Genomic DNA, 21,256 nt, shown 5'->3' with positions numbered 1-21,256 from the left:
CGAGCTCGTATTGGCTCCGGTCCGGCAAGGAATGGATACCCGCACGGATGCCAGACACCACATCGAGAACCTGCTGACGGGCATCTCGTTTGCCGTATCGACCTGCGATCGACACCTTTTCGCAGAACTCACCCGAGGCGTCCAGGTACGGCTCGGCGACGGCTATTCAAACCCGGAACCCGGCCCCGAGGAAATCTGGGCCGGGTTAGCAGAGTCCGCCGGTCGCACCGGTGTCATCCAGACGATAAGCACCATGGGTGTATACCGTGCGGGCAATTCCGTGCACTATATGGCCACGTTCCAAAACTGGGAGGTGGGCCCGGAACCCGCCTGCACTTCCATCGGAACTTACTCCGGGTGCCTGGTGTCCGGCCCCCAGGTCTGGAAATGGACAGAACACACCATCAATCGGGCCAGAAACGCTCAAACCCGCAACCAAAACCCATGGATCTCGCGCGATCGGGGACTCAGCCGCAGTTCATGAAAGGCTGGCCTGGACTGCAATCGGCGTCAGCATGGCCTCAAAGGGAACTTGATCATTCTCAGCCCGTGGCGAGCAGGCCGAATGGGGGGACTCGCGGCCAGCTGTCAGGACCTAATGGTTTGCTCAGCATAGTGGCGCCAATGAGCTGCGCCTCCCCTAACCCGCCGAGTACGACCAGCTGGCTCCCTGCGTGCACGACACTCAGGCTTCGGCAATTGACGCGGCTCGTGATTGTATCCCCCGGTCTGACGGCGGGGAGCTGGGTGTGCGGCGGCTGCCGTGGCCCGACCACGGGAAGCCCGGCGATCTGGAAGAGATCACCTCGAAGATGGCCAAGCCCTGAACACCGCGGCCCCGGCCCGGATCGCCACCAGCGCCCGGCGCATCCGTCTTCATCTGCCCGAATCCTGGCCCCGGCAAACACCATGGCAGGCCCTGTTCGACCACCTCTACCCGCCACAGCAACCCGCCTGAACCCCCGTCAACCCAGCCGCACGCCGCACCCAGAACCACCAGTGGAACACCCAAGGGCAGCAAGGCCCGGCACCCCAGCATGCCCTCTGCCCGCACAACGAGCCGAAACCGAATTCAACTCATCAGCCCAGACCGATCGGTGGATCAAGGCTAAGAGCTCCGCCCCTGCAGAGGGCGGGATTCGATGGACTTTCCGGAGGTGCGTGGACGTAGGAACTGAAGCTTTGGCCATGGCTGATTCTTCCCGAACGTGCCACGCCGCTTCGTGGCGGTCGTCAGGAAGGGCTACGGCGGAGGCCTCGCAGGAGGTCTCCGCCACGGCCCCGCGAGCAGCCAAAGTATGCCTGGATCTTCTGAAGATTCTCGCTTCCTATTCCAGTTCGAGCCCGTGTTCTGCAAGCGCTTGTTCGAGCATTTGCAGTGCCCTGGGGCCGACGCCATGCAGCATCGCCAACTCGGACCGCGGGACACCGGCCAGATCACTTAGCGATACATAGCCAACACCCTTCAAGGCGCGCATGGCTGGTGCTCCGATCTTGGGGAGGGCGTCTAGCGGTGTTGTCATGCATCGACCATAGGCCGCGTTCGCATCGACAGCGAGTGTAAAAGGTGAGGGTTCTGGACACCGGGTACCTCAACAAACTGATCCACGGCGGAGAGACGTCTGTGCTTCTGTCGCCGGGCACTGATACGGTCTGCCGACGGATGAACCAGCGCAATGCCAGCACGCAGTGAATGTTGAGGATCGTTCCGACCGTCCCGGGTTTAATAAACAGTGTCCGGGTGGGCAAGCGCGTCGCACACCTGCTGTTGAGCTCGATTCTTGACTAAGTGGAATTCGAAGACGACGTCGCCATGATCCCCACCAGCCCGCCGTCCGCGACCGGCCGCCGGGCCTGCCCGAGCTCCGGGACAAGTGAAGTGTCGCCATCGTGGCCGTGAAACGTCCGGGCGTCGACTGGGGCCACACGACCGCACAGACGGTGCTCTCCGACGACGACCAGACCATCGTCAAGGGCAGGAAAGCCAAAGCCGAACGTTTCAGCACCCTCCCTGAACCCGTCACAGCACCGCGAGAGGACAGCTACCAGGACCGGGCCGAAGGACCTCATCGCGCCGGCCTGAGCGGATGATCGGCACCGCCCGTCCAGATTTGGCCTCCGGTTTGTTGTTCGCGAAAGGCGGTTCCCCCAGCGGCGTCTTCCAGACCGGTGCAGCTGCTGGGTATTACCTCCCGTGCCGGACGCAGTCCGCATAAGCGCCCAGCTGCCAATCAATGTGACGGTTTTGTCCGGGATTCGCGCTGGTGGTTTTCGAGCTTCTTCTCGGAGTCTCGGCGACGCTGGCCCACGGTGCGCATCGGCTGCGTGATCGGCCTCTTCGGGTTTTCTTTATCCAAACCCTGGACACGGTCTTCCTCGCCGCCGGGAGAAATCCGTTCCGCGCCGGAATGTGTGTTCTCGCTCATACATGCATCGTCCCACCCGGCAAGCCCGGGCACTAGGCGTACCCCGGACAACGGCTCCTAGGAACCTCTGATTCAGACGGCCCCGGCTCGCGTCCGCGCCGTCGTCCACCTCCTGAGGAAAAAAGAGCCGCGAAATTCGGCTTCGTTGGGGGCCCGGCATGGCTTCTCAACAACGGCCTGAACACGTACCTAGGGCCCCGGAAACGTCCCTTGAGTTAGACAGTGACGTCAGGCGGGAGCGCAGCAGTCAGTGCGCGTTCAAGCAGCATCAGGTCGGTCTGACCAAGCTCGTCAACACCGTAGATGAAGGCTTCCAGTTCAAAGGGACCGGCGTTACCGCCGACGCTAAAATAGGAGAGCCAAATTTCGTCTAAAGACATCTCGCTGGTTGCGACAAGGTCTCGGGCCCGGGATCGGGCGTCCATATCCCAATGCTAGAAAGGCGTCAGCCTCACCACAAGACACTGTTGCTACCCCCGGACGATCTCACCGAAGTCGACGCCATAGGCAGTCCCCGACCGTAGTGAGCGGCGGCACGCGCGGCTCCGGCCAGTTAGGTCGCCTTCGAGGTTCTGGCCGTGGCCGAACATGATGCGAGGGCACTGCCGCTGACTCAGCGGCGGGCGCACCTGGAAGAACTCGCCCCTGGGTGGGAGCAGCGGGGCCGGAAGCACAGCCATTTCGAAGGGTTTGGTGACGTACATCAGGAGTCGGGCGATGCTTTGTCCGGGATGGGCCTGCGCTCAGAACAGAGCGAGTCGGTGGAGTTCGGTTGGAGAGCCACGGGTGTGATCGAACATGGCTCGCTTCCTACTCCGGCTGGACGATCCTTACCGAGGCCAGCATCCGTTTGTATGTCAGGTATTCGTCCGTCGCCATGAACGCCCGGGCCTCTTCGAGCGATGTGAAGGTAGGGGTCAGCGAAGTCGTCGAAGTCGACAACCAGCCGGCGGCGCTTCCGCTGAACTGGAAGTGGTCCGACACGATTAGCATGGTTCCACCGGGAAGGGATTCAAGGTGATGGAATTCGGTGCACCCGTCCACTGAAGATCCAGGCGGCCGCGATGTAATCCCAAGGGAAGCCTTCAGCGACGGTCCCGTCACAACGCGGTAGACGAAGCGTGGAGACGTTGTCTCCGGGGCTTGGGCGTTGAAGGGTAGGTCAACCGGGACGCTGTCCAACTCCACATAATCCTCCGGCGTAGCAACGCACGCCGTCGGATCGCGCTGCGGCATCACCTTCCCGTAATAGATCTGCGCAAGGACACCCTGGGGTGCCGAGTCCCGCACGATCCTGAAGGACAACGAGTCGTAGCTTTCGTTGGGCACGTCGCTTCTTATAATGAAACCGGGTGCCAATTCAAGCTGGATCTGCGGTCCAGCCGCTCCGCCTGTCGTTGGGGACAGTCGCACCGTCCGCCACTCGTCCGTGCCGGTGACACCGCTGCTGACGCTCGGGGACGGCGAGGCGGCGGGCGGTGAGGGCTGCAACGCTGCGAGGAGTTGGGTCAGTACAACGGCTCCAACTACCAGCGCGGACAACACGGCCACAGCCACAGCCACAACCCAAGGCCGCCGCGCCCCGCGGCCACCAGGAACCCCGTTCCCCCTGCCGCCGACAAAGTCCTGCCCTGCAGCGTCCACGGCGGGCGCGCCATCGAGTGCCGTGCGTAACTCAGCACGAGCATCCAGCCGCGGAGCGTTTAAGGGACGCACGGGATTCGCCGATTCCAGCAGTTCGTCAATCCTGTCCATGGAAGTGCTCCCCTGCCTTTTCGGTGTGCCCAGCTTTGAGCTGTTCGGGCATAGCCGCAGCGAACGCGCGCTTGGCCCGATGGAGACGTACTCCAACGCTGTTTTCGGTGCATCGAAGGCAAGCCGCCATCTCAGCGGTGGAAAGTTTGTCCCAGAAATGCAGCATGAGAATCTCCCTGTGACCTGGCTTGAGCTTGCCCAGCGTTTCCGCAACCACGGCCTCGACATCGCCTCCGGCGGGTTCGGCTGCAGCGCGGACACCTTCGACGAGTTTGAGGATCAACTCGCGTCTGCGTCGCCTACCGCGATATTCGTTCCCAATGACATTCCGCGCCACACCGAACAGCCATGCCACCTCGGTGGTGGGCTCATCCTCCGACTTTTGCCAAGCGATGCGGAAGACGTCCGCTGTGAGCTCCCGGGCAACCTCAAGGTCGCCAACGCGGCGGAGTACGTAGTGCAGGACGCGCTCGTGCTGGGCAATATGAAGGGTGATGAAGTCGGCTTCCCGCTGCAATAACATCACGCTGCCCTCGCTCATTGAGAAGTTGCGATTCCCAGACACCCCTTAAGTTTCCGCGAACCGGCGATCTCTTACAGCAACCAGCGGAAATATTATGTGTTCATCGCGACCCTTCTGCCTGCTGAAAACCCTTGCCAAATTCTGGCGGCCTAGGGTGTGATGTTCGTGGCGCCGTCCCGGGCATGGGCATGATATTTGACGGATTCCGACCCGACCGGTGGGACGTTGTCGGTTCCGTAATCTGTCTGCCCGGCGTTACAGCAACCATGTTCACCGGCGCCACGCTGGCTAGTCGGATGATGCCTGCACGGAAGTAGTGCCAGGCTGGTGGCTATCTTCTTGAAACCGGGCTCACTGAAGTTCGTGACCGCTAAAATCTGCTGCTCCGCCCATGGTTTCCTCGGCCTCGGGCCCGCCCGCTTCACCCCGAAGTCAACGAGCTCGCCCCGGCGTCGACGATCCCCACACCCCTGATGAGCAGCCACAGGGCCAGTCCGAATTCAGCAGCAAAGCCCAGGGCCCGCCCGAGCCCCCGACCCCCGCAACACGCAAACCCACACCGCGCCAGAGCGTGTAACGAAACGTGGGGCTTCAGGGCGAAGTCACCGTCATCGGCATGCACTTCTACATCGGCACGAACCACGCAGGATAACAGGTCCACGTTCTCTACGACGGCGAAACCATCATGTTTTTCGACGCCCGGGGAACGGAAATCATCAGCCACCCGCGCCCGCCCAAAGGAACCCTCTACATTGGCCTCAACGGCCCGGGCAGGCAACCGTCCACAAAGTCCTGAGACATGAACTGTCCACGATCAGTTGACATGCGCTCACGCCGGCGAAGGCCGACATCGTCGGGATCTGACTCAGGGCAACATGGCCAGCTCCCGCAGCCAAACAGCGAGGACAGCGAGGCCGAATACCCGAAAGCCGGGCACGGCGATGACGGGAGGAACGGTGGCTGCGGCGGCGGGCTAAATGGTGGAAGGGTAGGCAGCAAAGCCCACCAGTTCCTGCAACTCGCCCCGGGCCCCGCCCGCCGACTGGCCACGCTCAGCGACCTCATGAATCAGCGCCGGATCAGTGGCCATGTCATGCCGTTCGCCCCGCAGTCCTGCAGTCCTGCATGAACAGGTATAACAGCAGAAAATCCGGACCGGCCGCAACCCTGGACCGATCAAAACAAATAAGAAGTCATGTTGTACGCGGGGCTAGCCACCATGAAGAGGTGAACGCGAAAACCCAACGGAAGGAATAAGAAGGATGAACACCCAGAAGAGGCCCCGCAGGGCGGTACCCGGTCCGCCGTAGTCAACCGCTCCCCCAAACAACCAAATAGGTCTATCCGGGACCCCACACACCCGGAACATCAGATCAGAGGCAAGAGTGTGCACAATGTGCACACGAAAAAGCAGCAGAAAAGCCCCTGACCTGCGGAAACACTGTGCCCGAGGTGGGACTCGAACCGGGTTCCAACAGTTGAATCTCCGCCACTCCCCCGAGAATCTCTGCAATCCGGCCCGGTTCGGCACCAGTACGACCCGATCCGAAGCCCAAGGTGTGCACATTGTGCACACTTTCCTTCTTGCCCGGTTCGGCCCCAAACCGGGCTGCTTGGACGGCCTTCCGGGCGGCGCAGTTGTGTCTTGCTCGCGATTTCGCACCGATCTGAAGGGAAAGCTTCCGGAACCGGACCGGCCCCGACCAAGTACCGCACGACGGGGCTGCCCTCATGCTGGAAAACGATGACCAACATGGCGGCGGGTTGCTCCTTTCCGAACATTTCATGGAGAAGCGGACAGCAACCTGCATGACCTGCCGACAGGCCGGCCCTCCAGGAAGTCAGTACGCACCACTAACGGCGCAGTCGAGTCCGCCGCGCCCAGCGACGACTACTCACATTGCGGGTCTTCGCCCGATAGGCCGTCGGCATGGTCAGCATCCTTCAACGAGCACCCGTTCGCTAGGTCCAGGAGTCAACAACACCCCGGGGCAGTCCCCCGTCATGGCGTACGTCTGTGGTGCAGGTCTAGGGTGGCCCCATGACCCCTAAATTGCTCGGAACGGCACTTCTTTGTATGGGGGCTCTGAACTTCCTCGTTGGCGTTATCGGCCTTCAGAATTCCTCGACCAGCAGCGTCTGGGTCTTTTGGGCTATGGCCTGCGGCGGCGTTGGCCTCATGCTCTGCGGATACTTCATCGGAAAACGCAAAAGCTGGGACTGAATCGGATGATTTCTCTGCGGTGCCCACCGAGTCATGTGTGGCGCGGCGTGACTCTGAGGCTTCCTCCCTGCGCGCAGCGACGCCGGTTTGGGAGCCGATCAATGATGCTCCTAAAATCGAGGACACCTTTCATTTCGTTTAGTCCGCGTAATCTGTGGGCATGACCTCAGACAACGGCGGGGGCGGTCAAAAGTACGAGTGGCAATCGTGGCCACCTGACTCCCTGGAGGGTATGCCGCTGAAGCGGCGCCGGCTGGTCGTTTGGGGGCTGCTGTGGCTCATGGTCCTGAACTTCGTCCTGCGGCTTGCCCTGGACGCTGTGGGCATACCCGAACCATGGTTGTCCTTGATCTTCGCGGCCGTCCTGGCGGCAGTCTTCGTTCCCCTGGTCCGGGGAGCAATCACGGAAACCCGCGCCCTTCGAGCCGAGGGCGTCGACATGCCCGCCTTCGTGATGACCCGCAAAGCACTCACCGTACTCTCCATCATCACCGGTGTGCTCTGGGTAGTTTTTGCCATCCTTGCATTCCTGGGCGAGCTCGTCTTCCCGCTGGTGCCGATCGCCTGGACCGTGCTGCTGGCGTTTCAGGCCCGGCAGTTCAAATCGTTGCCCCGCTGACGACTTCGCCCCGGCTACCGTCACGGTCCGGGTGTCCTACAAGGTCGCGGTTCTCTGGGCCACTGCTCGGTTAGCTGCCGAATGTCCACCCGGCTCTAAAGCTGCCGGCCGCGGTGATCCCAGTCGGCCCTGCGGGCCTCTTCCTCGTCCCAGAAGGGCGCGTCGTTCTGCCGGACGCGGAGGAGGTACAGGAAGTAGATCGCACTGATGGCGAACCATGTCAAGAAGACCCAGAAGGATGCCGCATCCCATCCGTCGTCCGGCCGGAGGTTGTTCAGCGTGAGCAGTGCGCTGGACACAACCTGGGCGCCTGCGGCCCAGGCCGTAAATTTCCAGGAGCCGCGAGTCATCCGCGGCTCTAGTCGTTTGCGTCCCTCGGTGCCCGGCATGATCAGACCCTACCGCCGCCCGTGTAATCCTGCCCGGTATCGCCGTCTGGGACCGGCGGGGCGTCTTCCCCGAGGCGTTCGAGCCGGTTCTGGTAGTAAACCGCTGCACCGATGAAGAGAAGCGGTGTCGCCATCGCAACCCATGCAGCTTTGCCGGACCGGTTTCCAGCTTCGTCGATACTCAGCGCCGCGGAGGCCAGCCAAAGGATGGCCATGACGATCGCCCAGGGGGAGTGTCCGTTTAACGGTGGAACCGTGGCTGGCATTTATTTGATTCTTTCTTCGAAGGTGATGGCGAACGCGTTCAGGGCCGGCTTCCACCTCGTCGCCCATCGTGCCCTGCCTTTGCCGGTCGGGTCCAGTGCCCGAGTGGCGAGGTAGAGGCATTTCAGTGCGGCTTGGTCGGTGGGGAAATGTCCCCGGGCCCAGATCGCGCGCCGGTAGCGGGCATTGACGGATTCAATAGCGTTCGTACTGCAGATGACCCGCCGGATTTCCACGTCGTAGTCCAGGAACGGCACGAACTCGCTCCACGCGTTCTCCCATAGCCGCGTGATGGCCGGATACCGCTGGCCCCATTTGCCCGAGAAACCGACGAAGCATTCCTTCGCCGCAGCCTCGGACGGAGCGGTGTAGACCGGGCGCAGGTCACGGGACATTTCGTCCCAGTATTGCCGGGCCGCGAACCGGAAGGTGTTCCGGATCAGGTGGACGATGCAGGTCAGGACCACGGCGCGGTCCCAGACCGTGTTGATGGCCTCCGGCAGGCCTTTGAGCCCGTCGCAGACGGTGATGCACACGTCCTCCACGCCGCGGTTCTTGATTTCCGTCATGACGGAGAGCCAGAACTTCGCGCCTTCCCCGCCATCCCCGGCCCACAGCCCGAGGATGTCCCGTTCGCCGTTGACGCTGACGCCGATCGCAACGTAGACCGGCCGGTTCGTGACCTGACCGTCGCGGACCTTGACGTGGATTGCATCGATAAACACCACCGGGAACACCCTGTCAAGGGGCCGGTTCTGCCACTCAGTCATTTCACCGATCACCTTTTCAGTGATCCGGGAGATCGTGTCTTTCGATACCTTGGCACCGTACACCTCCCCGAAATGGGCCGCGATCTCGCCGGTCGTAAGGCCCTTCGCGCTCAGCGACAGCACAATCTCATCCACGCCCGTCAGGCGCCGCTGACGTTTCTTGACCGTCTGCGGGTCGAACGTGGAGCCGGTGTCCCGCGGCACATCGATCTCCACCGGCCCGATCTCCGTCAGCACGGTCTTCGTGCGGATGCCGTTACGGGAGTTCCCGCTTCCGCGCCCGGACACCTCGTGTTTTCCGTAACCGAGGTGCTCGTCCATCTCGGCTTCCAGAGCGGTCTCCAAAACGTTCTTCGTGAGTCGTTTCAACAGCCCGCCCGGGCCCACAAGGTCGATACCCTGTTCTCTGGCCTGCGCCAGGAGCTGCTGCGCCAACTCTTGCTGATCCACATCAGTCGCCATGGGATCCAGTGTTTCGCTCATGATCGGTCCTCCCCGCCAGGCACGGCCCGGCGTGTCAGGCCAACCACGGATCCACCGTTATTCAGACACTCCCCGCCCAGGTGCGCGCATAGCGGAGATCCGCTCTGCTGAGGGGCTTCCGGTTGCGTCGTCGCATGGCATGAGCCTATTCCTTGCTTGGCGCTGGCGTCTGGACCGGTTAGTGTGACGGCAATAGTCAACTCTTGGATTTGGGGCCCAATGAAGTTTTGGCGTTCGATGATGAACTTGCCGCAGCCGGTCAAAGGCTGTCTCGTCGCCTACCTGATCGTGTTCGCCGCGGTCTTCGTGTCCGTGCCACTCTCGGCGCTTATCGGACGGGAACAAGCCGTCCGCGTGACGCCCTGGACGATGGGTGCCCTGGGCGCATCTGTTGTGGTGCTTGGGCTGGTGCTGGCCTTCGACGTCCGGGGGTCCGCACGCGCGTATGCCGCGATGATGAAGGACTTCAAACCGATGGGTGTCGACTACTCCCAGTCGATCTTCTCGAAACCGTTGTTTGTCAGATTCTTTGGCGGGATGTTCGCGTTTGTGGGGATGTGGTTCATCGTGGGATCCACGATATTCGCATCACAGATGTCGTGACTGACCCGATGGCTGAGAACTCGACGGGTGGCTGGCAGGGCATGCTGCGGCGGGCCCCTCGGTGGGTGGTCGGACTAGTGATAGCGGTAGCCTGGTCTGTCATGATTCTGGGTCTGGAGTTTCTTCAGGGCGAGGACATCGAAGCCGCGGAAGTAGCGGTCACCGGAGTCCTCGGGTTGGCCGTCGCAGCCTTCGCCCTGTGGTTCAGCGGCCGCATCCAGGCGAAGGAACGGAAGCTGCCTCCCGGGTCACCCACCGGAGCGAACATCACGAGGGCCATGTCGACCGGGCAGCTTCCGGGGGGCGTCCGCAGAAGAGTGGGTGCCGGAGCTCAGCAAGATCATCCGCCAGGAGCGGCACATGGGATGGATCGGTCCACTGATGTTCGGTTTCTTCACCGCAATAGGAATCTTCCTGATCTTCGATCGCCCGGAGCACCCCTGGTTTGGTGTTTTCTGCACCGTTACATTCCTCGTCCTGGCCGTCTGGTTTCCGATCTCTGTGCGGCGGGCGCCGGCCGAGGATTCAGGAACTCATTGACCAGTTCCCTGAGGAAGAGTCGGGTTAGCAATGACCATCAGAGTCGTTTAGAGGAGGGGTTAGGTGGCAGGTAGACACGTCTTCGGCTGATTGTCATCCGCAGCTGCCTCATACTCGTGCTCACCGTCGCTGCATCGATTTTCCTCGGACGGCTGTTTCCTCAACTGGGCATGTGGGCCCAGATCCTATGTGTGGCAATAGGCTCCAGCATTGTTGTGCCCATGTGGATGAAATACACGAACCGATCCCGGAACCGCTGACATCACCCTATGTTCTGGCGGCCTGAAGGACAGGCAGGAGATCACTACGATGGCCCAGGAGACGTGTCGAGAATCTTTCGAAGTGACTCCGGCCCGGCGGCCACTTCAATGTCGCCCTTGTCGGTGGTGAGCCGGATGGCCTGGAACCCTCGCTGGGGCACGTAATTGCGCTCCTTCCGGTCAATCTTCCTGGGCTCGCTGGACACCGCCGCCAATGCGCTGAAAGTAGTGGGACGCCCGGAAGGCTCAAGGTTGTCGTAGACTGCCGGCTGAAATTTCATTCCCGCGGCCTCGTCAAAAGTGGCGACGCCCATGTTCCAGATCCCGCTGAGGGATCCGGGACGTGAATCCGGGTAGCGGACGTAAACCAGAAGCCCTCCCTGGTCCTCTAGCTTCGCCGCCGTCTTGCGTTGCCGTCGTGCATCGAGGTACCAGGCGACCACGGTGAAGACGAACCACAGCGCCGCGCTGAAGAGCGTCTCTTCCAGCTCGTGCCCCAGGCTCACGAGGAGCACTACCCCTGCGGCATACGCAACTGCGAGAACCACCAGGGCAACCATCTTGCGGTGCGCGGCTATCCACTTCCTCATGCCGGTCATCCTAGACGGGTCTTTCACCATCCCTGTTCTGATTGCTCCTAGAATGGCGCCATGGACACCAGCACCCCGGAATACGCACGCATGCGCGCCGCCATCACCGAACGCCTGAACGCCCACGACCTGCTCGGCGTCTTGGACCTCGGAGCGCCGGCCGACGAGTACGGCCCGGAGATGGAAGATTTCGCCGCGCTGTTTGCCGCCCGCGAGACCGTCACCCCCGAGGTCGTGGCTACCGTCTGGCAGAAATGGTTCGGTAACAGCTTCGGGGATACCGCGGGCGAGCCGGAGCCGCCCACCTCCGCGATGGTAGCCCTGGCCGCAGACCTGCAGGCCATCCAGGGGAATCGGTGAGGCTCGAGGGCTGGCACGTCATGGTGTTCCTGGCGATGCTCGTGATGGTCGCCATCGTCGTCGTGGTCGTGACGCTCATCGTCCGCTGGGCGCTGCGCTGGTCCCGGCGTAAGAACGACGGCGGCTCGGGTTCTGCGCCGTTGTAGCGAGCCGGGCATAGGCTGCGCGTGACGAAACAGCCCCCGGCGCCGAAGAACACCATGGCCGCCCCTGACTCCGAATACATGACGCTCGGCTAAAGCCCGAGCTTGTCACCGGACGATGTTCGAACGGTCCCCGGACTGCTCCGTTTGGATCGAGCTCAAAAATGGGAAACAGGTTCCGCGGGCCCGCAAAGCAGCAACTCACTTGAACGAGTCTGCACGCTACTGACCGCCAGGCCGGATGCCCACAATCGTCCGGCGCACCCAGCGCGTACGGATTGTCCCGTTCCGGCTGCCGACAGCGATATCCAAGAGGATCTGATCCCCAATTAGCAACAAGTCATGCGGTTCCAGGCGTACCTGGCCATGAATGAGTGAGCAGCAACACCGCTGCCCCAGCCACAGAAGAAGCCGCCCGGCCACAGCACCGGCCAACAAAAAAGGCCCCCGGAGGGGCCCATAAGTTCACAATTTGTGCACACTCAGAGGCTCACAAGCCCCTGAACAGGGAAAACACTGTGCCCGAGGTGGGACTCGAACCCACACACCTTTCGATACCGCATTTTGAGTGCGGCGCGTCTGCCATTCCGCCACTCGGGCGCGGAACACCGGTGTCATAATCGCCCCACCACAGTGCTGTGAGCAACGCGATCGCTTCCAGTGCGCGAATTTACTCTACATGCAGATAGGCTGAATTCCAGAATCGCGCCAGTGACGCCGCATCGAACCCAACCCGGTCCCAGTACAGCAGCGGTGACAACCTAAGATGGTCTAGTTCCCGCCGTACCTTTCCAAGGAGTTCCCGTGTCAGAACAGACGGAGTCAAACCCCACGTCCAAGCCGGCGCGCCGAGTGGTCGTGGCCGAGGATGAGACCCTCATCCGGCTCGACATCATCGAGATCCTGCGGGGCGAGGGCTACGACGTCGTCGGCGAAGCGGACAACGGCGAGAAGGCTGTCCAGCTCGCCGAAGAACTGAAGCCGGACCTGGTCCTGATGGACGTCAAGATGCCCATCATGGACGGCATCACCGCCGCCGAGAAGATCGTCAAGGCCCGGATCGCCCCCGTGGTCCTGCTGACAGCGTTCAGCCAGAAGGAACTCGTTGAGCGCGCCCGCGACGCCGGCGCCATGGCCTACGTGGTCAAGCCCTTCACCCCCGCAGACCTCATCCCCGCCCTGGAAATCGCGCTCTCCCGCCACGAGGAAATCAAGGCCCTCGAAAGTGAAGTGACCGACCTGCAGGAGCAGTTCGCCACCCGCAAGCTCGTGGAGCGCGCCAAGAGCCTCCTGACCACCAAGATGGGCCTCACCGAGCCGGAGGCGTTCCGCTGGATCCAGAAAACGTCCATGGACCGCCGCCTGAGCATGCGCGAGGTCGCCGAGACCATCATCAACCAGGTCAACTAGCCGCCAGACAACACAACAGCCGGCAACACAAACCGGCAACGATAAACCAAAAGGGAGGGTCCCCGCCAATGGCGGGGATCCTCCCTTTTGTTTCAAGCGCGGAACTAGATCTTGGAGTTCCGCTTCTTCTTTTCCGGCCAGGGGCCGAGCTTGTCCTTGGCTACCTCGGCTTCGCCGAGACCGGCGTCGGCCAGGTCGCCGACCCTGTGGACCTTGAGCATGTTCGTGGATCCGGCCTTTCCGGGAGGCGACCCGGCGGCGATAACCACCATGTCGCCGTCCTCGACGACGTCCATGTTCAGCAGGCTGCGGTCAACCTGGGCCGTCATCGCATCGGTGTGGTTCACCATCGGGACCAGCACTGGCTGAATGCCCCAGGTCAGCGCCAGCTGGTTCCAAACATGCTCCACCGGGGTGAAGGCGAAGACCGGGCGAGTCGGACGCAACCGCGACAGACGCCGGGCCGAATCACCGGACTGGGTGAACGCGCAGATGTACTTCGCATCCAGCTGGTCGGCGATCTCGACGGCGGCACGGGTGATGGCGCCGCCTCGGGTCTTGGGCTTGGTGCCCAGCGGGGGGACACGCTCCAGGCCGTGGACCTCAGTGGATTCGATGATCCGGGCCATGGTCTTGACGGTCTCGATCGGGAACTTGCCCACGCTGGTCTCGCCCGAAAGCATGACTGCATCGGCGCCGTCGAGCACGGCGTTGGCGCAGTCGGAGGCCTCGGCACGGGTCGGACGCGGGTTGTCGATCATGGATTCCAGCACCTGGGTTGCCACGATGACCGGCTTGGCCCAGCGGCGGGCCAGTTCAACAGCGCGCTTCTGCACGATCGGCACTTCCTCAAGCGGAAGTTCCACGCCGAGGTCGCCACGGGCCACCATGATGGCGTCGAAGGCGTCGATAATCTCGGGGAGCTGCTCCACAGCCTGCGGCTTCTCGATCTTGGCGATCACCGGCACGCGGCGGCCTTCTTCGTCCATAATCTCGTGGACCCGCTTGATGTCCGAGGCATCCCGGACGAAGGAGAGGGCCACCATGTCCACGCCGCGGCGCATGGCCCAGCGGAGATCGTCCTCGTCCTTGACGCTGAGCGCCGGCACATTGACGGCAACACCGGGCAGGTTGATGCCCTTGTTGTTCGACACATAACCGCCGACGATCACCTGGGCGACGACCTTGACGTCATCGACGTCGATCGCGCGGAGCGCCACCTTGCCGTCGTCGATCAGGAGCGCGTCGCCGGGCTTGACGTCCTCGGTGAGGCTCTTGAGCGTGGTGGAGCAGATGTCCTTGGTGCCCGGGACGTCGGCGGTGGTGATGGTGAAGGTGTCGCCGACGGCCAGCAGGTGCGGCCCGTCCACGAACCGGCCCAGGCGGATCTTCGGCCCCTGCAGGTCGGCCATGATGGCGACCGGCTTGCCGAGCTGCCCGGCAGCCTTGCGGACGTTTTCGTACGTGGTGTCGTGCACCGCGTAGTCGCCATGGCTCATGTTCATACGGGCCACGTCGACGCCGGCTTCCAGCACAGCGAGAGTGTTCTCAAAACTCGCGATTGCCGGTCCGAAGGTGGCCACTATTTTAGCGCGTCTCATATACCTACCCTATGTAGTCGATTGTCTGGATGAAGTTGTTGGCAGAATGTGACCGTCGCCGGCCACTGGAAGGCGGCTTCGGCCTACAGGACGGCCATGGCCCGGTCGGTCGGCGCCACGGGAGCCGGAAGGATGGTGCTGCCCATCAGGAACTTGTCCACCGCGGCAGCGCAGGCGCGCCCCTCGGCGATGGCCCAGACGATGAGCGACTGTCCGCGGCCGGCGTCGCCGGCGGCGAAGATGCCTTCCGTGTTGGTCATGTAGTAACCGTCGCGGGCCACATTGCCGCGGCCGTCGAACTCGGCGCTGACCTGCTCGGTGATCCCCGCCGGCTCCGGACCGGTGAAGCCCAGGGACAGGAGGACCAGGTCCGCCGGGATGATCCGCTCGGTGCCGGCCTTGGGCAGCCGCCTGCCGTCGACGAATTCGGTCTCGGCCACCTTCACGCCGGTCAGTTTGCCGTTCTCGCCGACGAACTCCACGGTGGAGGCGAGGTAGGTGCGTTCGCCGCCTTCCTCGTGGGCGCTGGCAACTTCGAACAGGGTGGGGAACGTCGGCCACGGCTGGTGGCCGGCGCGCTCTGCCGGCGGCTGCTTGCCGATCGCCAGGGTGGTGACGGACGCGGCCTGGTGCCGGTGCGCGGTGCCGAGGCAGTCCGCGCCGGTGTCGCCGCCGCCGAGGATGACAACGTGCTTGCCGGCAGCGTTGATCTGGTTCTCGACCGTCTCCCCCGCCACCACACGGTTGGCCGGGACGAGGTAGTCCATCGCGAAGTGCACGCCCTCGAGCTCGCGGCCCGGGATCGGCAGGTCACGCGGGACGGTGGCGCCGGTGGCGACCACGACCGCGTCGTAGCGGCGGCGCAGCTGCTCCCAGGTCACGTCGGTGCCGACGGCGACGCCGGTCCGGAAGCGGGTGCCCTCGGCCTTCATCTGCTCCAGGCGGCGGTCCACGTGCTCTTTTTCCATCTTGAAATCAGGGATCCCGTACCGCAGGAGGCCGCCGATCTTGTCGTCGCGCTCGTAGACGGCGACGGTGTGGCCCACCCGGGTCAGCTGCTGCGCGACGGCGAGGCCGGCAGGGCCGGAGCCGACGACGGCGACCGTCTTTCCGCTGAGGCGGGCCGGCGGCAGCGGGTTAACCCAGCCGTTCTCGAAGGCCTGGTCCACAATCGAGACCTCGACCTGCTTGATGGTCACGGCCGGCTGGTTGATGCCCAGCACGCAGGACGCCTCGCAGGGCGCAGGGCAGAGCCGGCCGGTGAACTCGGGGAAGTTGTTGGTGGCGTGCAGCCGCTCCATCGCTTCCTCGCCCTTGCCCCGCCAGATGAGGTCGTTCCACTCCGGAATGAGGTTGCCCAGCGGGCAGCCCTGGTGGCAGAACGGCACGCCGCAGTCCATGCAGCGGCCGGCCTGCGCCTTCAGGACACCCTTTTCCTGGGCCTCATAGACTTCCTTCCAGTCCATGATGCGGACCGGAACGGGACGGCGGGGCTGGGTTTCGCGCTGACGTACTTTCAGAAATCCGCGTGGATCAGCCACCGGTCACCTCCAGGATTCGAGACCAAACTTCTTCGCCGTCGGGGTCAAGGCCCTCTTCGATGGCGTCGAGACGGGTTTGCAGGACGGCCGCGTAGTCGCGCGGCAGCACCTTGGTGATACGGGCTGCGGTGTCGTCGAAGTTCTCCAGCAGCCGGGCCGCGAGCAGCGATTCGGTCTCCTCGGAGTGCTTCAGGAGCAGCCCATGGACAATTTCTCGGTCCTCGGCGTCCAGTTCGCGCAGCTGCAGCTCGCCGGCTTCGAGGGCCTGCTTGTTGACCCGTTCGGTCCGCAGGTCCAGCACGTAGGCCGTGCCGCCGGACATGCCGGCACCGAAGTTGCGGCCGGTGCGCCCGATGATGAGCGTCTGGCCTCCGGTCATGTACTCGCAGCCATGGTCGCCGATTCCCTCGACCACCGCGGTGGCGCCGGAGTTGCGGACCATAAAGCGTTCGCCGACCTGGCCGCGCAGGAACATCTCGCCGCTGGTGGCGCCGTAGCCGATCACGTTGCCCGCGATCACATTGCGCTCGGCCGGGAACACGTTGGTGCGGTCCGGGCGGACGATGATGCGCCCGCCGGACAGGCCCTTGCCGACGTAGTCGTTGGAGTCACCGAACATCCGCAGCGTGATGCCGGCCGGCAGGAACGCGCCGAGCGACTGGCCGGCGGTACCGGTCAGTGTGATGTCGATGGTGTCCGTCGCCAGTACGTCCGTGCTGAAGGTCTTGGTGACCACATGGCCCAGCATCGTGCCGACGGAGCGGTCCGTGTTGATGACGTTGACGGCGATCTTAACCGGGGTGCGGTCGCTCAGGGCTTCCGCGGCCATCACCAACAGGCGCTGGTCAAAGTGCTTGTCCAGCTCGTGGTTCTGGCCGGTGAGGTTGCGCAGCGGGGCGTCGTCGTCGAACTCGAGACCGTGCAGGATCGGGTCCAGGTCCAGCCCCTCGGCCTTCCAGTGGTTGATCGCCTCCCGGGTGTCGAGCATTTCGGCGTGGCCGATGGCTTCCTCGATGCTCCGGAAGCCCAGCTCGGCCAGGATCTCACGGACTTCCTCGGCGAGGAACTCGAAGAAGTTGACCACGAATTCCGGCTTGCCGTTGAAGCGGGAGCGCAGCTCCGGGTTCTGCGTCGCGACGCCCACCGGGCAGGTGTCGAGGTGGCAGACGCGCATCATGATGCAGCCGGAGACCACCAGCGGGGCGGTGGCGAAACCGAACTCCTCGCCGCCGAGCAGCGCCGCGATCACCACGTCGCGGCCGGTTTTGAGCTGGCCGTCCACCTGCACCACCACGCGGTCGCGCAGGCCGTTGAGCATCAGGGTCTGCTGCGTCTCGGCGAGACCCAGCTCCCACGGGACACCGGCATGCTTGAGCGAGTTCAGCGGCGAGGCGCCGGTGCCGCCGTCGTGCCCGGAGACCAGGACGACGTCGGCTTTGGCCTTCGTGACGCCGGCGGCCACCGTGCCGATCCCGACCTCGGAGACCAGCTTGACGTGCACGCGCGCCGAGGGGTTGGCCCGCTTCGCGTCGTAGATCAGCTGGGCGAGGTCCTCGATCGAGTAGATGTCGTGGTGCGGGGGCGGGGAGATGAGCCCGACGCCGGGCGTCGAGTGCCGCGTCCGGGCCACCCAGGGGTAGACCTTCTGCGCCATCAGCTGGCCGCCCTCGCCGGGCTTGGCACCCTGCGCCATCTTGATCTGGATGTCATCGGCGTTGGTCAGGTACAGGCTCGTCACGCCGAACCGGCCGGAGGCGATCTGCTTGACCGCCGAGCGGCGGGTCGGATCGAGCAGCCGGTCCACGTCCTCGCCGCCCTCACCGGTGTTGGACTTGCCGCCCAGCCGGTTCATGGCGATCGCGAGGGTTTCGTGGGCCTCCTGCGAGATCGAGCCGTAGCTCATCGCGCCGGTGGAGAACCGCTTGACGATGCTGGAGACGGACTCCACTTCCCCGAGCGGCACCGCGGTCCGCAGCCCGGCCTTGAACTTCAGCAGCCCGCGCAGGGTCATCAGGTTCTCGGACTGGTCGTCCACACCGCGGGTGTAGGACTTGAAGATGTCGTACCGGCGCTCACGGGTGGCGTGCTGCAGCCGGAACACGGTCTCCGGGTTGAACAGGTGCGGCTCGCCGTCGCGGCGCCACTGGTACTCGCCGCCGCCCATCAGGGCCTGGTGGGGCTGCTCGATGCCGTTTTCGGGGTACGCCATCCGGTGGCGTGCCGCGACCTCCGCGGCGATGACGTCCAGGCCGACGCCGCCGAGCTGGGAGTGCGTGCCGGAGAAGTACTCGTCCACCAGGTCCTGGCCGAGGCCCAGGGCCTCGAAGGTCTGGGCTCCGGTGTAGGAGGCCACGGTGGAGATGCCCATCTTGGACATGATCTTCAGGACGCCCTTGCCGAGGCCCTTGATCAGGTTGTAGACGCCGTCCTGCGCGGTGACCCCGAGGACGTCGCCGGTGGAGATCAGCTGCTCCACGGATTCCATGGCCAGGTACGGGTTCACGGCGGACGCGCCGTAGCCGATCAGCACGGCCACGTGGTGGGTTTCGCGGACGTCGCCGGCCTCGACCACCAGGGCGGTCTTGGTGCGGTTGGCGCTGCGCAGCAGGTGGTGGTGCACGGCGCTGACCAGCAGCAGCGACGGGATCGGCGCCCACTGGGCGTTCGAGTCACGGTCCGAGAGCACGACGTACTGGACACCGCGGTTAATGGCGCCGGAGACCTGTTCGCAGATTTCGGTCAGCCGGGCGCGGAGTGCGTTCTCGCCGCCTTCGGGGCGGTAGAGGCCGCGGACCTTCATGGCAACCTTGTCGCCGTCGGCGTTTTCGATGTTCGCGATCTTGGCGAGCTGGTCGTTGTTGATCACCGGGAACGGCAGCGAAACCTGCGGCTGGCGGACCTGCTTGGTGTCCAGCAGGTTGCCGTTGGGCCCGATCGCGCAGGTCAGCGAGGTGACGAGTTCCTCGCGGATGGCGTCCAGTGGCGGGTTCGTGACCTGCGCGAAGGACTGCACGAAGTAGTCGAACAGCAGCCGGGGCCGCTTCGAGAGCACGGCCACGGGGGTGTCCGAACCCATCGCGCCGAGCGGCTCGGCGCCGGTGCGGGACATCGGGCCGAGCAGGATCTTCAGTTCCTCGGTGGTGTAGCCGAAGGTGCGCTGGCGGATGTTGACCGACGCCGCGGTGTGCACCACATGCTCGCGCTCGGGCAGGTCCTTGAGGTCGATCAGGTTTTCCTTGACCCAGTCGGCCCAGGGGTTGGCTGCCGCGACCTCGGCCTTGACCTCGGCGTCGCTGATGATCCGGCCGGCGTCGGTGTCCACGAGGAACATCTTGCCGGGTGAGACGCGGCCCTTCTTGACCACCTTGGAGGGTTCGACGTCGATCACGCCGACCTCGGAGGCGAAGATGATCAGGCCGTCCTCGGTGATCCAGAACCGGCCCGGGCGCAGACCGTTGCGGTCCAGGGTGGCGCCGACGAGGTTGCCGTCGGTGAAGGACACGGCGGCGGGGCCGTCCCACGGTTCCATCAGCAGCGAGTGGTACTCGTAGAAGGCCCGGCGGGCCGGATCCATCGTGGCGTGGTTTTCCCAGGCCTCGGGGATCATCATCATGATCGAGTGCGTGATCGGCCGGCCGGAGAGCCAGAGCAGTTCCGCGACCTCGTCGAAGGACGCCGAGTCGGAGGCCCCCGGGGTGCAGATCGGGTACAGCTCTTCCGGTGAGTCCCCCAGCAGCGGGTTGGCCAGCTGCGACTGGCGGGCGCGCATCCAGTTCCGGTTTCCCTTGACCGTGTTGATTTCGCCGTTGTGGGCGATGGTCCGGAACGGCTGGGCCAGGGGCCAGGACGGGAAGGTGTTGGTGGAGAAGCGGGAGTGGACGATCGCGAGCTTGGTCTTGAAGCGCTTGTCCGAGAGGTCCGGGTAGAACGGCTCGAGCTGGGCCGTGGTCAGCATGCCCTTGTAGACGATGGTCCGGGAGGACAGCGACGGGAAGTACACGCCGAACTTGTTCTGCGCCCGCTTCCGGATGCGCCAGGCGCGCGAGTCGAGTTCGTTGCGCTCCAGCACTTCCCCGGTGCTGGAGGCAAAGAACGGCTGGGAGAAGTAGGGCATGCAGGCCCGGGCCATCGACCCGACCAGGTCGGCGACGATCGGCACTTCGCGCCAGCCGAGGACTTTTAGCCCTTCGTCGGCGGCGAGGCCCTCGATGCCGGCCTTGGCGGCGTCGGACTCGCGCTGCTCCGCGGGGAGGAAGGCGGTGCCCGCGACAAACTGGCCGGGGGCGGGAAGTTCGAAGTCGGTCACGGCGCGGAAGAATTCGTCCGGGATCTGCATCAGCAGTCCGGCGCCGTCGCCGGTGCCCTCGTCGGCGCCGACAGCACCGCGGTGCTCAAGGTTGCGCAGGGCAGTCAGGGCGGCGTCAACGATGTCGTAACCCGGCTCCCCCCGCAGTGTGGCAATGATGGCGAGGCCGCAGGCGTCCTTCTCCTGCTCGGGATTGTAGAGCCCCGCCGCCTCGGGAAGCGCCGCAAAGCGCTTAAAAGGTGACATGGCGGGCTGCGGGGGCTCGGACCAACCGGGGCTGGGCAGGGTTTGGGTCATGGAAGACGTCCTTCCTCCTGATCGTGCGTATGGGAGGGACAACATTGGCCCGCATCGGTGCGCCGGTGTGATGGGCACAACAGAGTATTATCTTATTCGAATTGTAGGTCAGGGCCGCTTCCTGCACTAACAGTTACGCGACCGCCGGCCCG

Annotated in this window: 20 protein-coding genes, 1 tRNA gene and 1 pseudogene; 9 read left to right on the top strand and 13 right to left on the bottom strand. The window is 64.0% G+C overall.

What is annotated here, in order from left to right:
• Window positions 1–1,328 precede the first annotated feature (1,328 nt).
• On the bottom strand, window positions 1,329–1,523 hold the full coding sequence (locus tag QK291_RS16295) for a DNA-binding protein (protein ID WP_282383736.1): 195 nt from the start codon (window positions 1,521–1,523) through the stop codon (window positions 1,329–1,331).
• Between the two features lie 367 nt (window positions 1,524–1,890).
• Between QK291_RS16295 and QK291_RS16290 the strand changes: the two genes are divergently transcribed.
• On the top strand, window positions 1,891–2,091 hold the full coding sequence (locus tag QK291_RS16290) for a hypothetical protein (RefSeq protein ID WP_282383734.1): 201 nt from the start codon (window positions 1,891–1,893) through the stop codon (window positions 2,089–2,091).
• Window positions 2,092–2,231: 140 nt separating this feature from the next.
• Here QK291_RS16290 and QK291_RS16285 read toward each other — a convergent pair whose 3' ends face one another.
• The 4 genes from QK291_RS16285 to QK291_RS16270 form a co-directional block, all read right to left on the bottom strand.
• Entirely contained in the window at window positions 2,232–2,426 is a 195-nt protein-coding gene (locus QK291_RS16285) for a hypothetical protein (protein ID WP_282383733.1), read from the bottom strand.
• A 215-nt stretch (window positions 2,427–2,641) separates the two neighbouring features.
• Complete coding sequence (locus QK291_RS16280) at window positions 2,642–2,851, bottom strand: hypothetical protein (RefSeq protein WP_282383732.1); 210 nt, start codon at window positions 2,849–2,851, stop codon at window positions 2,642–2,644.
• Window positions 2,852–3,236: 385 nt separating this feature from the next.
• Window positions 3,237–3,755, bottom strand: a complete 519-nt coding sequence (locus tag QK291_RS16275; RefSeq protein WP_282383731.1) for a hypothetical protein — start codon at window positions 3,753–3,755, stop codon at window positions 3,237–3,239.
• A 412-nt stretch (window positions 3,756–4,167) separates the two neighbouring features.
• A complete protein-coding gene (locus tag QK291_RS16270) occupies window positions 4,168–4,704 on the bottom strand; it encodes a sigma-70 family RNA polymerase sigma factor (RefSeq protein ID WP_282383782.1) in 537 nt (178 codons plus the stop codon).
• A gap of 93 nt (window positions 4,705–4,797) precedes the next feature.
• Here QK291_RS16270 and QK291_RS16265 point away from each other — a divergent pair.
• From QK291_RS16265 to QK291_RS16255, 3 genes and pseudogenes are all read left to right on the top strand, one after another.
• A pseudogene (locus tag QK291_RS16265) lies at window positions 4,798–5,021 on the top strand (hypothetical protein); the annotation flags it as partial.
• 1,724 nt (window positions 5,022–6,745) lie between these two features.
• On the top strand, window positions 6,746–6,928 hold the full coding sequence (locus QK291_RS16260; protein ID WP_282383730.1) for a hypothetical protein: 183 nt from the start codon (window positions 6,746–6,748) through the stop codon (window positions 6,926–6,928).
• Window positions 6,929–7,088: 160 nt separating this feature from the next.
• Entirely contained in the window at window positions 7,089–7,547 is a 459-nt protein-coding gene (locus tag QK291_RS16255; RefSeq protein WP_282383729.1) for a hypothetical protein, read from the top strand.
• 95 nt (window positions 7,548–7,642) lie between these two features.
• Here the strand turns inward: QK291_RS16255 and QK291_RS16250 are convergent, their stop codons facing one another.
• The 3 genes from QK291_RS16250 to QK291_RS16240 form a co-directional block, all read right to left on the bottom strand.
• Window positions 7,643–7,846, bottom strand: a complete 204-nt coding sequence (locus QK291_RS16250) for a hypothetical protein (protein ID WP_282383727.1) — start codon at window positions 7,844–7,846, stop codon at window positions 7,643–7,645.
• A 92-nt stretch (window positions 7,847–7,938) separates the two neighbouring features.
• Window positions 7,939–8,202 (bottom strand): hypothetical protein, encoded by a 264-nt coding sequence (locus QK291_RS16245; RefSeq protein ID WP_282383725.1) that lies wholly within the window; start codon window positions 8,200–8,202, stop codon window positions 7,939–7,941.
• Window positions 8,203–9,453 carry an IS256 family transposase gene (locus QK291_RS16240; protein WP_282383724.1) on the bottom strand — a complete coding sequence of 417 codons (1,251 nt, stop codon included), beginning with the start codon at window positions 9,451–9,453 and terminating at the stop codon, window positions 8,203–8,205.
• Between the two features lie 219 nt (window positions 9,454–9,672).
• On the opposite strand from QK291_RS16240, the gene QK291_RS16235 reads away from it, so the two are divergent.
• Together QK291_RS16235 and QK291_RS16230 are read left to right on the top strand one after the other, a co-directional pair.
• Complete coding sequence (locus tag QK291_RS16235) at window positions 9,673–10,056, top strand: hypothetical protein (RefSeq protein ID WP_282383723.1); 384 nt, start codon at window positions 9,673–9,675, stop codon at window positions 10,054–10,056.
• 321 nt (window positions 10,057–10,377) lie between these two features.
• Entirely contained in the window at window positions 10,378–10,596 is a 219-nt protein-coding gene (locus QK291_RS16230) for a hypothetical protein (protein ID WP_282383722.1), read from the top strand.
• Between the two features lie 304 nt (window positions 10,597–10,900).
• Here the strand turns inward: QK291_RS16230 and QK291_RS16225 are convergent, their stop codons facing one another.
• A complete protein-coding gene (locus QK291_RS16225; RefSeq protein ID WP_282383721.1) occupies window positions 10,901–11,446 on the bottom strand; it encodes a hypothetical protein in 546 nt (181 codons plus the stop codon).
• Between the two features lie 60 nt (window positions 11,447–11,506).
• Here QK291_RS16225 and QK291_RS16220 point away from each other — a divergent pair, with 60 nt between their 5' ends.
• Window positions 11,507–11,806 (top strand): hypothetical protein, encoded by a 300-nt coding sequence (locus QK291_RS16220; protein WP_282383720.1) that lies wholly within the window; start codon window positions 11,507–11,509, stop codon window positions 11,804–11,806.
• Window positions 11,803–11,952: a hypothetical protein gene (locus QK291_RS16215; protein WP_282383719.1), complete on the top strand. Its 150-nt coding sequence runs from the start codon at window positions 11,803–11,805 to the stop codon at window positions 11,950–11,952. The genes QK291_RS16220 and QK291_RS16215 overlap by 4 nt, the downstream gene beginning before the upstream one ends.
• A 516-nt stretch (window positions 11,953–12,468) precedes the next feature.
• On the opposite strand, the gene QK291_RS16210 is transcribed toward QK291_RS16215, so the two are convergent.
• A tRNA-Leu gene (locus QK291_RS16210) sits at window positions 12,469–12,549 on the bottom strand.
• Window positions 12,550–12,753: 204 nt separating this feature from the next.
• On the opposite strand from QK291_RS16210, the gene QK291_RS16205 reads away from it, so the two are divergent.
• Window positions 12,754–13,359 carry a response regulator gene (locus QK291_RS16205; RefSeq protein WP_226758986.1) on the top strand — a complete coding sequence of 202 codons (606 nt, stop codon included), beginning with the start codon at window positions 12,754–12,756 and terminating at the stop codon, window positions 13,357–13,359.
• A gap of 104 nt (window positions 13,360–13,463) precedes the next feature.
• Here the strand turns inward: QK291_RS16205 and pyk are convergent, their stop codons facing one another.
• From pyk to gltB, 3 genes are all read right to left on the bottom strand, one after another.
• Window positions 13,464–14,960 carry a pyruvate kinase gene (gene pyk, locus QK291_RS16200; protein ID WP_282383715.1) on the bottom strand — a complete coding sequence of 499 codons (1,497 nt, stop codon included), beginning with the start codon at window positions 14,958–14,960 and terminating at the stop codon, window positions 13,464–13,466.
• Between the two features lie 83 nt (window positions 14,961–15,043).
• Complete coding sequence (locus QK291_RS16195; RefSeq protein WP_282383714.1) at window positions 15,044–16,501, bottom strand: glutamate synthase subunit beta; 1,458 nt, start codon at window positions 16,499–16,501, stop codon at window positions 15,044–15,046.
• The gene (gene gltB / locus QK291_RS16190) at window positions 16,494–21,104 is read right to left on the bottom strand and encodes a glutamate synthase large subunit (protein ID WP_282383713.1); all 4,611 of its coding nucleotides are present in this window, start codon (window positions 21,102–21,104) and stop codon (window positions 16,494–16,496) included. The genes QK291_RS16195 and gltB overlap by 8 nt, the downstream gene beginning before the upstream one ends.
• Window positions 21,105–21,256 lie beyond the last annotated feature (152 nt).

This window comes from Arthrobacter sp. AL12 (assembly GCF_029960645.1).
Lineage (GTDB): Bacteria > Actinomycetota > Actinomycetes > Actinomycetales > Micrococcaceae > Arthrobacter.
Note: the sequence above shows the minus strand (reverse complement) of the source record. Positions and strands in the feature narration are given on the sequence as shown.